This window comes from Streptomyces sp. NBC_00582, from assembly GCF_036345155.1.
Classification (GTDB): domain Bacteria; phylum Actinomycetota; class Actinomycetes; order Streptomycetales; family Streptomycetaceae; genus Streptomyces.
On record NZ_CP107772.1, the window covers coordinates 3,219,223 to 3,234,314 of the forward strand.

The following is a 15,092-nucleotide window of genomic DNA, read 5'->3' on the forward strand; positions in this document are numbered from 1 at the left end:
TACGGGGACCCACTGACTGCGAGGCACCGCTCGTGGGCCCCCGGATCAGCGGGCCGACGGGGCCCGCGGGGGCGATCAGTAGGCCGGCAGGGTCCGCGGGCCGAGGTCGTCGCGGACCGGGGGCGGGGCGAGGCGGACCGAGGCGCCGAGGACGCTGAGGCCGTGGCGGGCGACGACGACCGGCTCCAGGGTGACCGCGACGACCTCGGGGTGGTCGTCGACCAGACGGGAGACGCGCAGGAGCAGCTCCTCCAGGGCGGGGGTGTCGACCGGGGCGGCGCCGCGCCAGCCGAAGAGCAGGGGCGCCGTGCGGATGGAGCGGATCAGGGAGGTCGCGTCGCGGTCGGTCACCGGCACCAGGCGGTGGGCCATGTCGCCGAGCAGTTGGGAGGCCGCCCCGGCGAGCCCGAAGGACAGCACCGCGCCGGCGGCCGGGTCGATGACCGCGCGGACGACGGTGTCGACCCCGCGCGGGGCCATCGCCTGGACGACCGGACGGGTCTCCTCCGGCTTTCCGAACAGTTCGGTCAACTCGGCGTACGCTCGGCGCAGTTGCTCCTCGTCGGCGAGGTCGAGGCGGACGCCGCCCAGGTCGGCGCGGTGGCGCAGGTGGGGTGCGGTGGCCTTGAGCGCGACGGGGTAGCCGAGGGTGCCGGCGGCGCGGACCGCGTCCTCGGGGGTGGGCGCGGGGATGGCCCGGCGGGTGGGGATGCCGTAGTGGCCGAGCAGCTCGCAGGTCTCCTCGGTGCCGAGGGTGAGGCCCTGCCCTCGGGAGAGGAGCCCGTCGATGAGCCGGGCGGCGCCCTTCTCGTCGATGTCCTCGTACTCGGGCACCTTTCCGGGGTCGGCGGCCTCGCGTCGCCACTGCGCGTACTTCACGGCTTCGGCGAGCGCGCGTACGGCCCGTTCGGCGGCCGGGTAGGCGGGGATGAGGTGGGCTCCCTCGGGGGCTCCCGCGGCGGCGGTTCCCTCGCGGGGGGCACCGGGCTGTGCCGGGGTCGCGCCACGCGTGCGTGCGCCCGCTCCGGCGCGGGGCGCGGTGCTGGTCGCGGCGGACAGCGCGGCGGCGAGACCGCCGAGTTCCACGTGGACGACCAGGACGGGCTTGGCGGGGGCCGCGGCGGCGGCCGAGCGCAGGGCCTCGGCGAGGGACGCGTCGCTGGGCGAGGTCTCGCCGATCGCGGGGATCGCCGTCACCACGACCGCGTCGCAGGTCTCGTCGGCCAGCGCCCGCGCGAGCGCGGCGTGGAAGTCCTCCGCCGAGGCCTCCGTCGTCAGGTCGAGCGGGGGCAGCGGGCGCAGTCCCTCGGAGAGGCAGGCGTCGTAGGTCAGCAGTCCCAGTGACTCGGAGTTGCCGAGGATCGCCACGCGGGGTCCGGTCGGCAGGGGCTGGCGGGCGAGCAGCAGGCCCGCGTCGACCAGCTCGGTGATGGTGTCGACGCGGATCACGCCGGCCTGGCGCAGCAGGGCCGACACGGTGGCGTGCGGGAGCCGGGTCGCGCGGACGGCGTGGCCCTGCGGGGCGGAGCCGGAGCCCTGGACGACGACGAGGGGCTTGGCCGCGGCCGTGCGCCGCGCGAGGCGGGTGAACTTGCGGGGGTTGCCGATGGACTCCAGGTACATGAGGGCGACGTCGGTGTCCGGGTCGTCGTACCAGTACTGCAGGACGTCGTTGCCGGAGACGTCCGCGCGGTTGCCGGAGGAGACGAAGGTGGAGACGCCGGTGGTGCCGGTGACGCCGCCGCCGCGCCGGTGCAGCCGGGACAGCAGGGCGATGCCGATGGCGCCGGACTGGGCGAACAGTCCGATGCGGCCGGGGCGCGGCATCTCGGGGGCGAGGGAGGCGTTGAGCCGCACCTGCGGGGAGGTGTTGATGACGCCGAAGGCGTTGGGGCCGATGATCCGCATGCCGTGGCTGCGCGCCTGCCGGACGAGGGCGCGCTGGCGTTCGCGGCCGTCGGGGCCGCTCTCGGCGTACCCGGCGGAGAGGACGACGAGCCCCTGGACGCCGTGTTCGCCGCACTCGGTGACGACCTCGGGCACTTGGTCGGCGGGGACGGCGACGATCGCGAGATCGACGGGGCCGTCGATGTCGCGCACCGAGCGGTGGGCGGGGATGCCGTCGAGCTCCTTGAGGTCGTCGGGGAAGGCACGGTTCACGGCGTGCAGGGCGCCGGTGAAGCCGGCTTCCCGGAGGTTGCCGAGGACGCCGCGGCCGACGCCGCCGGGGGTGCGCCCGGTGCCGACGACGGCGACGGAGCCGGGGGCCAGCAGCCGTCGTACGGAGTGGGACTCGGCGCGCTGTTCCCGCGCGCGCTGCACGGCCAGGGACCGCGCGGTGGGTTCGAGGTCGAACTCCAGGCGGACCACGCCGTCCTCGAAGCTGCGCTGCTGGGTGTAACCGGCGTCCGTGAACACCTTGATCATCTTGGTGTTGGCGGGCAGCACCTCGGCGGCGAAGCGGCGGATGCCGCGCTCGCGGGCGACGGCCGCGATGTGTTCGAGGAGGGCGGAGGCGACACCGCGCCCCTGGTGGGCGTCCTGGACGAGGAAGGCGACCTCGGCCTCGTCGGCCGGCGCGGAGGCGGCCATGCCGTCGGCACCAATGCGGTCATAGCGTACGGTTGCGATGAACTCGCCGCCGACCGTGGCCGCGAGTCCCACCCTGTCCACAAAGTCGTGGTGCGTGAAGCGGTGGACGTCCTTCGCGGACAGTCGCGGGTAGGGCGCGAAGAAGCGGTAGTACTTCGACTCGTCCGAGACCTGCTCGTAGAAGCTGACCAGGCGCTCGGCGTCATCGACGGTGATGGGGCGGACGCGCGCGGTGCCGCCGTCGCGCAGCACCACGTCGGCTTCCCAGTGGGCGGGGTACTCGTGCCGGTCCGAGGCGCTCTGCATGGGGCCAGGGTACGGCTCGCGTACGACAACGGCGCGGGGCAGTCTGTGGAGGACGGAAGCAGGATCGAGGCCGCGATCCGGTGACCGCCAGAGGAACGGGACGTCCGACCCGTTCCTCACCGGCTTCACGTGTGGAACACTGGTCTAGACAACCTGAACCGAAGGGCAGCAACACATGGCTGAGCGCCGCGTCAACGTCGGCTGGGCCGAGGGCCTCCACGCCCGCCCCGCCTCCATCTTCGTCCGAGCCGCCACGGCCGCAGGCGTCCCGGTGACGATCGCCAAGGCCGACGGCAACCCCGTCAACGCGGCCTCCATGCTGGCCGTCCTCGGCCTCGGCGCGAAGGGCGGCGAGGAGATCGTCCTCGCCTCCGACGCCGAGGGCGCGGACATCGCCCTGGACCGGCTGGCGAAGCTGGTCGCCGAGGGTCTCGAGGAGCTCCCCGAGACCGTCTGAGTCACCCGCGGGGCCGCGTCATCTTTCCGGTGGCGCGGCCCCGTCGCTTTTCCGGGGCACCCCGGCGCCCCCGGAGAGAAATTGCCCCTGACATAACCGGAAAACCGCCTCCGGGCACACCGGAAGCGCGCCACCGAGAATTCGGGGCGCGCTCGGAAAAGAGCAGCGGAAATACCTCTCCGCCGAATATCTCTTCTTTGTATACGGCTTCCGTGTTAATGCCGCAGACCCGTCATGTTTACGGGAGGTTGCGAAGTCCTCACACGGTCGGCGCGCTCGGCGCCGCCGGTGAAACGCAGCCGGTGGGCGGCGGTCGCGCGCTCGGTGTGCAGCGCCGTGACCGTCCGCGCGCGTTCGTGGTCGCCGCGCGCCACCGCGTCGACGATGGCGCCGTGCTCGGCCCAGGACTCCACGGGGTCGGCGGGCGCCTCCACCGCGTACATCCAGGCGATCTTGTGGCGCAGCTGGGTGAGCATCGACGTCAGGGCGTGGCTTCCCGAGGCCTGGGCGAGCGTCTCGTGGAACCAGCCGCCCAGGGAGCGCAGATCGTCGCTGTTGCCCCTCCTGGCCCGCTCCTGGCCCAGCCGGACGAGGCCGCGCAGCACCTTCAGATGGGCCTCGGTGCGCCGCTGTGCGGCCCGGGCGGCGCCGAGCGGCTCCAGGAGCATGCGCATCTCCAGCAGGTCGGCGGCCTCCCGCTCGGTCGGTTCCGCGACGCACGCGCCCGCGTGCCGCCGGGTGACGACGAAGCCCTCGGCCTCCAGGGTGCGCAGCGCCTCCCGGACGGGGACGCGGGAAACGCCGTAGCGGCGGGCGAGGAGTTCCTCGGTGAGACGGCTGCCGCGCTCGTAGACACCCGCGACGATGTCGTCCCGGATGGCCGTGCACACCGAGTGCGCCGGAATACGCATGACCGACCTCCGTTTTAATCCCCGTGAAACGTCGCCGAGTGCCGCTCATCGACGTGTGTTCCGTGACTCTATTGCAATGAGCCGGAATTTCCGACGGCGGACCGGAATCCAGGGATATTTTTTGGACAGCGGAGTGCCGAAAACGGCGAAAGCCCCGGCCGTGGGGCCGGGGCTCGGGGCGGACAGTCGCCGAGTGGCGTCAGATGTTGACGCCGTGCTGACGGAGGTAGGCGACCGGGTCGATGTCGGAGCCGTACTCGGCCGTCGTACGGGCCTCGAAGTGCAGATGCGGACCCGTGACGTTGCCGGTCGCGCCGGACAGGCCGATCTGCTGCCCCGGGGTGACCTGCTGGCCCACGGAGACGCCGATGGAGGACAGGTGGCCGTACTGGGTGTACGTGCCGTCGTTCATCTTGATGACGACGTTGTTGCCGTACGACCCTCCCCAGCCCGCCTCGACGACGGTGCCGAGGCCGACCGCGTGCACCGGGGTGCCGCTGGCGGCGTGGAAGTCGATGCCGGTGTGGCTGCCGGAGGACCACAGCGAGCTGCTCGCGTGGTAGCCGGTGGAGATGTAGGACCCGGTGATCGGCAGCACGAAGGCGTTCAGACGCTTGCGCTCGGCCTCACGGGCGGCACGCACGCGTGCCTCGCGCTCCTCGGCGGCCTTCTTGGCGGCGGCCTCGCGCGCGGCCTCCTCGAAGGCGGCCTTCTTCTGCAGGGCGACCTGGTCGTCGACCTGCTCGGCGACGGCCTCGCCGGCGGTGACGACCGGGATCAGCCCGGTCTGCTCGGGGGTCGGCTCCGCGGCGAAGGCCGGGCTGGAGGCGACGGTCGCCATGACACCGGTGGTGGTCAGCGCCGCGAAACCCGCCGCGCGGGCGGTGGTGCGCTGCATCCGGCTGGGCCGGCGGTGCTTCCCGGTGGTGCAGGTGTACGCCATGAAGGGCGAGCGGTCCTTTCCTTCCCTCTCGCCTACCGGGTTAGCTGACGGGTTCGGAGCAGGAAGGTCTCCTACGGACCCCCTCGCTCACGCGCGGGCGTCCGATTCACCCCAGGGACTTCATGGGTCCCCGGCTCCCCTGGCTCGCGCCGTACGGGGACTCGGCGATGACTGTCCGGTGCCGCGGATGCGGCGCGGTGCCTGACGAACAGCCGGGCCGACGCTATGCGCGACCGTTATCAATCCTCAAACGGATCACGGTTTTTGTAGCGCACGCCACAGCGCAGACACACAACCTCCGCATCAATTCGGACATCTCGCGGCCCCGGAAGGACACCCCGGGGGGGCGCCCGCGTCACCCGGGGCCGCGAGTCGTCCGTGTCCGCCGGCGGCTACTCCGCGGCCACGACGGTCACTTCGCCGATCCCGAGCGCCTCGACGGGCTCCTTGATCCGAGCGGCGTCACCGACGAGGACGGTCACCAGACGGTCCACCGGGAAGGCGCTCACGGCCGCCGCGGTGGCCTCGACCGTGCCGGTCGCGGCGAGCTGCTGGTAGAGCGTGGCCTGGTAGTCGTCGGGCAGGAACTGCTCGACCTGGTCGGCCAGCGTGCTCGCGACGGCCGCCGCGGTCTCGTACTTCAGCGGTGCCACGCCGACCAGGTTCTGCACGGCGACATCGCGCTCGGCGTCCGTCAGACCCTCCGCGGCGAGGGTGCGCAGCACCTTCCACAGGTCGTCCAGGGCGGGGCCCGTGTTCGGGGTGTCGACGGACCCGCTGATGGCGAGCATCGCCGCGCCCGAGCCGTCCGGGGCGGAGCGCAGGACCTGCCCGAAGGCGCGCACCCCGTACGTGTAGCCCTTCTCCTCGCGCAGGACGCGGTCCAGACGGGAGGTGAGGGTGCCGCCGAGGCAGTACGTGCCGAGGACCTGGGCGGCCCACACGCGCGCGTGCCGGTCGGCGCCGACGCGGCCGATGAGCAGCTGGGTCTGGACGGCGCCGGGGCGGTCCACGATGACGACGCGGCCGGTGTCGTCGGCGGTCACCGGCGGGACGGGCCGCTGCTGGGCCGGGGTGCCCGTCCAGGCGCCCAGGGTCTCGCCGAGGAGGGCGGCGAGGTCGATGCCCGTGAGGTCGCCGACGACCACGGCGGTGGACGTGGCCGGCCGGACATGGCGCTCGTAGAAGGCCCTTACGGCGGCGGAGTCGATCTTCTCGACGGTCTCCGCGGTGCCCTGGCGCGGCCGCGACATGCGCGCGGTGGCCGGGAACAGCTCCTTGGAGAGCTCCTTGGCGGCACGGCGGGAGGGGTTGGCCAGCTCGTGCGGGATCTCGTCCAGACGGTTGTGGACGAGGCGCTCGACCTCGCTGTCGGCGAAGGCGGGCGCGCGCAGGGCGTCGGCGAGCAGGCCGAGCGCCTTGGGCAGCCGGGAGGCGGGCACCTCCAGGCTGAGCCGGACGCCGGGGTGGTCGGCGTGCGCGTCGAGAGTGGCGCCGCAGCGCTCCAGCTCGGCGGCGAACTCCTCGGCGGAGTGCCGGTCGGTGCCCTCGGAGAAGGCGCGCGCCATGATCGTGGCCACGCCGTCCAGGCCGGCCGGTTCGGCGTCCAGGGGCGCGTCGAGGAGGACCTCGACGGCGACGACCTGCTGGCCGGGACGGTGGCAGTGCAGGACGGTCAGGCCGTTGTCCAGCGTGCCGCGTTCCGGCGCCGGGAACGCCCACGGCTTGGCCTCGCCCGCCCGGGGCTGGGGGTGGAAGTCCATCGTGGCGAGCTCCGTCACTGGGCCGCCTCCTCGTTCTCGTCCTGGTCGGCGGGGGCTTCGGGGGCGGTCGGCTCGTAGACGAGGACCGCGCGGTTGTCGGGGCGCAGGCGGGCCTTGGCGACCTCCCGCACCTCCTCGGGCGTGATGTCCAGGACGCGCTGGACGGCGGTGAGGGCGAGCTGCGGGTCGCCGAACAGGACGGCGAACCGGCACAGTTCGTCGGCGCGGCCCGCGACCGTGCCGAGCCGGTCGAGCCATTCGCGCTCCAACTGGGCCTGGGCGCGCTCCATCTCCTCGGCGGTGGGGCCCTCCTCGGCGAACCGGGCGAGCTCCTCGTCGATCGCGGTCTCGATGACGGGCACCTCGACGTCCCCGGACGTCTTCACGTCCAGCCAGCCCAGGGAGGGTGCCCCCGCGAGCCGCAGCAGGCCGAAGCCGGCCGCGACGGCCGTACGGTCGCGGCGCACCAGCCGGTTGTACAGCCGGGAGGACTCGCCGCCGCCGAGGACGGTGAGCGCCAGGTCCACCGCGTCGCACGCGCGCGTGCCGTCGTTCGGCAGGCGGTAGGCGGCCATCAGGGCGCGGGCCGGGACCTCCTCCTCGACGACCTCGCGCAGCTGCTCGCCGATGACGTCGGGCAGCGTGCCGTCGCGCGGCGCGGGCTTGCCGTCGTGGCCGGGGATGGAGCCGAAGTACTTCTCGATCCAGGCGAGCGTCTGCTCCGGGTCGATGTCGCCGACGACGGACAGCACGGCGTTGTTGGGCGCGTAGTACGTGCGGAAGAACGCGCGCGCGTCCTCCAGGGTCGCCGCGTCCAGGTCGGCCATCGAGCCGATCGGGGTGTGGTGGTAGGGGTGGCCGTCCGGGTAGGCGAGGGCGGTCAGCTTCTCGAAGGCGGTGCCGTACGGCACGTTGTCGTAGCGCTGGCGGCGTTCGTTCTTCACGACGTCGCGCTGGTTCTCCATGGACTCGTCGTCCAGGGCGGCCAGCAGGGAGCCCATGCGGTCGGCCTCCAGCCAGAGGGCGAGCTCCAGCTGGTGGGTGGGCATGGTCTCGAAGTAGTTGGTCCGCTCGAAGCTGGTGGTGCCGTTGAGCGAGCCGCCGGCGCCCTGGACCAGCTCGAAGTGGCCGTTGCCCTTGACCTGGGCGGATCCCTGGAACATGAGGTGCTCGAAAAGGTGAGCCAGGCCGGTACGGCCCTTGACTTCGTGGCGGGAGCCGACGTCGTACCAGAGGCACACCGCCGCGACGGGGGTCAGGTGGTCCTCGGAGAGCACCACGCGCAGGCCGTTGGCCAGGCGGTGCTCGGTCGCTGTCAGGCCCCCGGTGCCTGCCTGGTCTGTGGCCGTGTGACCCATGGGCATGTACGTCCTTCCGATCGCGGACGCGGTCGTGGAAACCGCGCGTTTCCTGCCGGTCCTGTCACTGTATGCAAGCGCGCGGTGGGTCGGCGAAGTTCCCGGACGGCGTACGCCGAGAGCGAGAATCCGGGACACCGTGCCCGAACGGAGATGACGTACCCTGCGGGCAATCATGAGCGGGCTTAGGTCCTGGGCCCGACTTGTCAGTGCCACGGTCCACAATGGACCGCGTCAGATCTCCGTCCCACGCTCAGCAAGGAGCCGGCAGCGATGGCCCGCCGCAGCACGAAGACCCCGCCGCCCGACGACTCGTACGAGGAGCGGATCCTCGACATCGACGTCGTCGACGAGATGCAGGGCTCCTTCCTGGAGTACGCGTACTCGGTCATCTACTCCCGAGCCCTGCCCGACGCCCGTGACGGCCTCAAGCCGGTGCACCGCCGCATCGTCTACCAGATGGCCGAGATGGGCCTGCGCCCCGACCGCGGTTATGTGAAGTGCGCGCGCGTGGTCGGCGAGGTCATGGGCAAGCTGCACCCGCACGGCGACTCGTCGATCTACGACGCCCTGGTGCGCATGGCGCAGCCGTTCTCCATGCGCGTGCCCCTGGTCGACGGCCACGGCAACTTCGGCTCGCTGGGCAACGACGACCCGCCGGCCGCCATGCGGTACACCGAGTGCCGTCAGGCCGAGGCGACGAGCCTGATGACGGAGTCGATCGACGAGGACACGGTCGACTTCGCGCCGAACTACGACGGCCAGGAGCAGGAGCCGGTGGCGCTGCCCGCCGCCTTCCCGAACCTGCTCGTCAACGGCGCCTCGGGCATCGCGGTCGGCATGGCCACGAACATGCCGCCGCACAACCTGGGCGAGGTCGTCGCGGCCGCCCGCCATCTGATCCGCCACCCGAACGCGGATCTGGAAGCCCTGATGAAGTACGTCCCGGGCCCGGATCTGCCCACCGGCGGCCGGATCGTCGGCCTCTCCGGCATCCGCGACGCCTACGAGACGGGCCGCGGCACCTTCAGGATCCGCGCCACGGTCGCGGTGGAGACGGTGACGGCCCGCCGCAAGGGCCTGGTGATCACGGAGCTGCCGTTCACGGTCGGCCCCGAGAAGGTCGTCGCCAAGATCAAGGATCTGGTCGGTTCGAAGAAGATCCAGGGCATCGCCGACGTCAAGGACCTCACCGACCGTGCGCACGGCCTGCGCCTGGTCATCGAGATCAAGAACGGCTTCGTGCCGGAGGCGGTCCTGGAGCAGCTCTACAAGCTGACGCCGATGGAGGAGTCCTTCGGCATCAACAACGTGGCGCTGGTGGACGGCCAGCCGCTGACGCTGGGCCTCAAGGAGCTCCTGGAGGTCTATCTCGACCACCGCTTCGACGTGGTCCGCCGGCGCAGCGAGTTCCGCCGCGGCAAGCGCCGCGACCGGCTGCACCTGGTGGAGGGCCTGCTGACGGCGCTCGTCGACATCGACGAGGTCATCCGGCTGATCCGCTCCAGCGAGAACAGCGCGCAGGCCAAGGAGCGCCTCATCGAGCGCTTCTCGCTGTCGGACGTCCAGACCCAGTACATCCTCGACACCCCGCTGCGCCGCCTCACCAAGTTCGACCGCATCGAGCTGGAGGCGGAGAAGGAGCGGCTGAACGCGGAGATCGCGGAACTGACCCGGATCCTGGACTCGGACGCGGAGCTGCGCAAGCTGGTCTCCGCCGAACTGGCCGCGGTGGCGAAGAAGTTCGGCACCGAGCGGCGTACGGTCCTGCTGGAGTCGTCCGGCGCCCCGGCCGCCGCCGTACCGCTGCAGGTCGCGGACGACCCGTGCCGGGTCCTGCTGTCGTCCACGGGGCTGCTGGCCCGTACGGCGAACGGCGAGCCCTTCGGCGAGGACGACGGCAAGCGCGCCAAGCACGATGTGATCGTCTCGGCGGTGCCGGCCACCGCGCGCGGGGAGATCGGCGCGGTCACCTCGGCGGGCCGGCTGCTGCGGATCAACGTCGTCGACCTGCCGCAACTGCCGGACACGGCCTCGGCGCCGAACCTCGCGGGCGGTGCCCCGGTGTCGGAGTTCGTCTCCCTGGAGGGCGACGAGACTCTGGTCTGCCTCATCACGCTCGACGAGTCCTCGCCGGGTCTGGCGCTCGGCACGGAACAGGGCGTGGTCAAGCGGGTGGTGCCCGACTATCCGACCAACAAGGAGGAGCTGGAGGTCATCACCCTCAAGGAGGGCGACCGGATCGTCGGCGCGATGGAGCTGCGCACCGGCGAGGAGGACCTGGTGTTCATCACCGACGACGCCCAGCTCCTGCGCTACCAGGCCGCGCAGGTGCGTCCGCAGGGCCGTCCGGCGGGCGGTATGGCGGGCATCAAGCTCGCCGAGGGCGCGAAGGTGATCTCGTTCACGGCGGTGGAGCCGTCGGCGGACGCGGTGGTCTTCACCGTGGCGGGCTCGCGCGGCACGCTGGACGACTCCGTCCAGACGACGGCCAAGCTGACCCCGTTCGACCAGTACCCGCGCAAGGGCCGGGCCACCGGCGGTGTGCGCTGCCAGCGGTTCCTGAAGGGCGAGGACTGCCTGTCGTTCGCCTGGGCGGGCCCGGTCCCGGCCAAGGCCGCCCAGAAGAACGGCATGCCGGCCGAACTGCCGGAGATGGATCCCCGCCGTGACGGCTCGGGCGTCTCCCTGCCGAAGACGGTGGGCGTGGTGGCGGGCCCGATCTAGGGGGTGTTTCGAAAGTCCTGTGCGGGTGCTGTGCGGGACTTTCGAAACACCCTCTAGACCACTTCCCCGGGATCCAGGGCACCGTCCGGATCCTGTACGTAGCGCAGGACGCCCCACATGCCGTGCTCATCGGCGTGTGGGGCGTCGTTCTCGCACGCCTCCAGCTCCTTGATGAGGGCGCCGGCGTCGATGCCGGCGCCGATGAGGACGAGTTGGGTGAGACGCTCCTCTGCGGCGCCCCAGGTCTCCGGGTAAAAGCGCAGGAACCGCCCGACGGCGTGCACGGCGTACCGGTTCCCGGCGTCGTGCGCGCCGAAGTCGACGTACCCCTTGATCCGGTAGAGCCCCTCGGGCCTGCTGTCGAGGAAGGCCATCAGACGGCGCGGGTCGAGGGGCACCCCGGAGCGGAAGGAGGCGCTGTCGTAGGCGGTGTGCAGATGTGCGTGGTGCCGGTCGTCCCGGCCGTCGCGCCTGTGCAGGTCGTCGAAGGACAGCTGCCCGAGGCGCTCCTCGCTCGGCCGGCAGTCGAAGAGGAACTCCGGGTCGACCCGGCCGTACGAGGCGGGCACGACCGCGGCGCGGTCGACGAGGGAGCGGACGAGTGCGAGGACGCGTTCGGCGTCGTCGGCCCGGTCCAGCTTGTTCACCACGACCAGGTCGGCGAGGGCGAGATGCCGGTCGATCCCGGGATGCCGGGCGCGGGTCTCGTCGAACTCGGCGGCGTCGACGACCTCGACGAGCCCGCCGTACACGATCCCCGGGTGCTCACTGGCGAGCACCATCCGCACCAGTTCCTCCGGTTCGGCGAGACCGCTGGCCTCGATGACGATGACGTCGATGCCGGTGGCGGGGCGGGCGAGCCGCTCCAGATAGGCGTCGAGCTCGCTCGCGTCGACGGCACAGCACAGACAGCCGTTGCCGAGGGACACGGTGGAGTCGCCGAGCGCGCCGGCCACGGCCATGGCGTCGATCTCGATCGCTCCGAAGTCGTTGACGATCGCCCCGATCCGGCTGCCGCCGCTGTGGTGGAGGAGATGGTTCAGCAGGGTCGTCTTGCCGGAGCCGAGGAATCCGGCGAGTACGACGACCGGGATCTGCTGCGGGCTGCGGCTCTGCGTCACCGTGCGACCTCTCTGACACCTGCGCGCACTCCGGCTCACGGCTGCGGAGCGCGTCCGACGAGGGAACGCGCCCCAGGATACGAGTCCACGGAATCCCCTCGAAGTGAACGATTGTTAGCAGCACGCGCGGGGCAGACGTCTGGCAAGGCGCCCTGGCGTGCGACCCTCGCTTCCCTCCGTGCGCCTCCCCTCCGCCTCCCCCGCCGATCAGAGCCGCTCGGCACCCTGGGAGACGGCAAGCGCCGCCCACCGCTCGCCGGTCCCCGTCACTCCACCCGCACCCCGACCGGCGCACGGCTGCCTGACCGGGGGTAATTGACATGGCCACACGGAAGTTTGGGGTACGCGGGCTGGGAGCGGTCGCCGCGGCCGCCGCCGGCATGGCCGCGGGCGCCCTCCTCACCCTGACGGCGCAGCGCCACGCCCTGGAGGCGCTGCGGATACGACTGGAGCACCTCGAGCGGACGGCCCACTCCCAGAAGCACACCAACCTGGCGAACCAGCAGCGGCTGCACTGGGAACTGCTGAGCAAGGCCATCGACGATCCCGAACTGGCGGAGGTGCTCGACCTCTTCGAGGCGCCCGTGTCCGCGGAGCAACGGCGCCAGTACCTCTTCGCCAACGCCCTCTACACCAACGCACTCTTCTATTACCGGATAGGGAACATATCCCGGGAAGAGTTCTTCGGTTACATCCGGGGCATTCTGCAGAATCCCGTCGTACGGGAGTACTGGTACGTGACCCGGCATCAGCGGGCGACGCTCGCCGACGACTCCGACGAGGCGGAAATCGGGCGCATGGTGGATGAACTCCTGACACAACTCGAGGAGTCGGACACGGATGAATGGTGGGTGGTCGGGGAGCCCCCGAGCGCATGAGTCCGCGCGTCGCCCAGGCGCACTCCGGCATCCGGCGGCTCGCACCGCGCGGCTCGCACCCCTCCTCCGGAAATCACACCCTCGGCCCATAACGAACGGGTCAAATCAGGAGTTGAGAGGGACGTCAAGGGAGTTGACTCGCGCTTGATCGCGTAGAGGACCCCACCACGTCGTCGCCTACGCCGCCGGATGACGAGCGCACCCCACAGGGCCCGCCTTGCACCGCGCAGCCGTCGTGCGCAAGCCAATGGACCAAGGGAAGCAACAGTGAGTCAGATCATCCGTCGCATCGGTGCATCTCCGCGCGCCCGGGGAAGCGTAAGCGGAGCGAATTGCCCCGATATCTTCGAACTCGCCGACGGGAATTTCGCCGTCATCGGCACGGACGCCACGGATTCACTGGACCGGGACCTTCCCTCCGACGCCTCCCGCGCCGACTACGAGCGCATCGTGGTGATCAGCCGAGAAACCCTCATTCGCGCCAAGGCGGATATCCCGGACGTCTGACGGCACCGCGCCCGTCCCCGTGAGAGCGGCCCGGCTCGCCCCGTCGCGACGCCGGGCCCTTCCGGCCCTGCGGGATCGCGCCGCTCAGCCGGAACAGCGGGCGAGGCCCATCCCGCCCCGGTCGGCGGGGACCACGTACACCTCGGGAAGGTAACCGGTCCGGCCGTCCTTCCACTTGGCCCGGTACCAGCGGTCTGAGCTGACGCCGCCCTTGTTCCTGGTGATGCCCTCGGAGGTGATGTCCTCGTTGGTGAGCTTCTCCCCCCGGGTCCAGCAGAAGACGACGAGTTCGGCGCCGCTCCACATCTCGGTGCCCGTGATCTTGCAGCCGCGGGCGGCGCAGTGGGAGATGGTCTCACTGGAGAGATAGGACGGAGTCGAGTCCTCCACCAGCGAGGTCGGCCCGACGGCCACCTTGTTCTGCACGACGACGGAGGCGAAGTCCCGCGGCTGCGGCCGCCCCTGGGAGGAGGCCAGCCACAGTCCGCCGGGGACACCGACGGCCACCAGCAGGAGCAGACCGGATGCCGCGGCGATGCGGGCACCACGGGTGGCGGGAACCCGATCTCCGCGCGCCGAGGCCGACACCGCGCCCCGGAGGGACCCGGCCGCCCCCGACACATCCGGCGCGCCCCGTCCGTCCACGGCGCCGCCTTCGGCGGGAGCGCCTAAGCGGTCCGACCCACCCGAGCCGACCGGCGCACCCGATCCGACCGGCGCGCCCGGGTCGTCCAGCGCACTCCGCCCCTCCGACCCGCCCGAGCCGACCGACCTACCCGAGCCGACCGGCGCACCCGAGCCGACCGGCGCACCCCGCCCCTCCGACCCACCCGAGCCGACCGACCTACCCGAGCCGACCGACCCGCCCGAGCCGACCGGCGCACCCCGCCCCTCCGACCCGCCCGAGCCGACTGAGCCGACCTGCCCACCCTGGCCGTTCGACGTGCGCCGCCCGTCCGGCGTCTCCGATGTGCCCGGTCCGCCCGGACCGACCACCGCCGCCAGCTCACTCAACGCACCCGGGCCGTCCGACGTACGCCGTCCCCCTCGCGCGCCCCTTTCACGCCACGCACCCGAGCGTTCCAGCCTGCCCGGGCCGTCCCCTGGGCCCGGGTCGGCGGAGTCGTCGGTCCTGCCCCGCTTCTCCGGGTGCGCCGCGTCGGTAATCCAGGGCGGCGGAGGAGTCACCGGCTCTCCCGTCTCCGTCGCGCGCCGGACCTCGGCCCAGAAATGCTGCCAGGCCGCCGGGTCCGCGCCGCAGGCCCGGGCGAAGGCCAGGGTGACCGCCAAGGTCGGGAGACGGCGCCCGGCGGCGGCCTCCTGGAGGGTGCTCACCGAGTAACCGGATCGGGTCGCGAGCTGGGCGTACGTCAACCCCGAGCCGGTGCGCAGATCGCGGAGCCAGAAGGCGAGTTCGCGGGGCGGGCTCCCGTCACGGATCAGTCGCTGTTCGGGCCGCGCCATGATGTCTCCCCCCGAAATCGGCCAGCATGCCGTCATTGTCCGGAAGGCTCCGTACCGTGTCCACA

Annotated in this window: 11 protein-coding genes and 1 riboswitch; of the genes, 4 read left to right on the forward strand and 7 right to left on the reverse strand. The window is 71.9% G+C overall.

Annotation, left to right across the window (positions count from 1 at the left end):
- Positions 1-75: 75 nt before the first annotated feature.
- Positions 76-2,898, reverse strand: a complete 2,823-nt coding sequence (locus OG852_RS13890; protein WP_330348081.1) for a bifunctional acetate--CoA ligase family protein/GNAT family N-acetyltransferase — start codon at positions 2,896-2,898, stop codon at positions 76-78.
- Between the two features lie 175 nt (positions 2,899-3,073).
- On the opposite strand from OG852_RS13890, the gene OG852_RS13895 reads away from it, so the two are divergent.
- On the forward strand, positions 3,074-3,355 hold the full coding sequence (locus tag OG852_RS13895; protein ID WP_133914063.1) for an HPr family phosphocarrier protein: 282 nt from the start codon (positions 3,074-3,076) through the stop codon (positions 3,353-3,355).
- A gap of 215 nt (positions 3,356-3,570) precedes the next feature.
- Here OG852_RS13895 and OG852_RS13900 read toward each other — a convergent pair whose 3' ends face one another.
- The 4 genes from OG852_RS13900 to OG852_RS13915 all read right to left on the reverse strand — a co-directional run bounded on the left by OG852_RS13900 (position 3,571) and on the right by OG852_RS13915 (position 8,330).
- Complete coding sequence (locus OG852_RS13900) at positions 3,571-4,266, reverse strand: GntR family transcriptional regulator (RefSeq protein WP_133914062.1); 696 nt, start codon at positions 4,264-4,266, stop codon at positions 3,571-3,573.
- 199 nt (positions 4,267-4,465) lie between these two features.
- Positions 4,466-5,209, reverse strand: coding sequence for a M23 family metallopeptidase (locus OG852_RS13905; RefSeq protein WP_133914061.1), 744 nt, complete (start codon positions 5,207-5,209; stop codon positions 4,466-4,468).
- 14 nt (positions 5,210-5,223) lie between these two features.
- A riboswitch (cyclic di-AMP (ydaO/yuaA leader) is annotated at positions 5,224-5,386 on the reverse strand.
- 215 nt (positions 5,387-5,601) lie between these two features.
- Positions 5,602-6,990, reverse strand: coding sequence for a M16 family metallopeptidase (locus OG852_RS13910; protein ID WP_133914060.1), 1,389 nt, complete (start codon positions 6,988-6,990; stop codon positions 5,602-5,604).
- Positions 6,987-8,330 (reverse strand): M16 family metallopeptidase, encoded by a 1,344-nt coding sequence (locus tag OG852_RS13915; protein ID WP_133914059.1) that lies wholly within the window; start codon positions 8,328-8,330, stop codon positions 6,987-6,989. Before OG852_RS13915 ends, OG852_RS13910 begins: the two co-directional genes overlap by 4 nt.
- Before the next feature lie 273 nt (positions 8,331-8,603).
- Here OG852_RS13915 and OG852_RS13920 point away from each other — a divergent pair, with 273 nt between their 5' ends.
- Complete coding sequence (locus OG852_RS13920; RefSeq protein ID WP_133914058.1) at positions 8,604-11,057, forward strand: DNA gyrase/topoisomerase IV subunit A; 2,454 nt, start codon at positions 8,604-8,606, stop codon at positions 11,055-11,057.
- Positions 11,058-11,110: 53 nt separating this feature from the next.
- On the opposite strand, the gene OG852_RS13925 is transcribed toward OG852_RS13920, so the two are convergent.
- Complete coding sequence (locus OG852_RS13925; RefSeq protein WP_330348082.1) at positions 11,111-12,178, reverse strand: CobW family GTP-binding protein; 1,068 nt, start codon at positions 12,176-12,178, stop codon at positions 11,111-11,113.
- A gap of 320 nt (positions 12,179-12,498) precedes the next feature.
- On the opposite strand from OG852_RS13925, the gene OG852_RS13930 reads away from it, so the two are divergent.
- Positions 12,499-13,056, forward strand: coding sequence for a DUF6082 family protein (locus OG852_RS13930; RefSeq protein ID WP_133914056.1), 558 nt, complete (start codon positions 12,499-12,501; stop codon positions 13,054-13,056).
- A 267-nt stretch (positions 13,057-13,323) separates the two neighbouring features.
- The gene (locus tag OG852_RS13935) at positions 13,324-13,563 is read left to right on the forward strand and encodes a hypothetical protein (protein WP_330348083.1); all 240 of its coding nucleotides are present in this window, start codon (positions 13,324-13,326) and stop codon (positions 13,561-13,563) included.
- An 84-nt stretch (positions 13,564-13,647) separates the two neighbouring features.
- Here OG852_RS13935 and OG852_RS13940 read toward each other — a convergent pair whose 3' ends face one another.
- The gene (locus OG852_RS13940) at positions 13,648-15,027 is read right to left on the reverse strand and encodes a helix-turn-helix domain-containing protein (RefSeq protein ID WP_330348084.1); all 1,380 of its coding nucleotides are present in this window, start codon (positions 15,025-15,027) and stop codon (positions 13,648-13,650) included.
- Positions 15,028-15,092 lie beyond the last annotated feature (65 nt).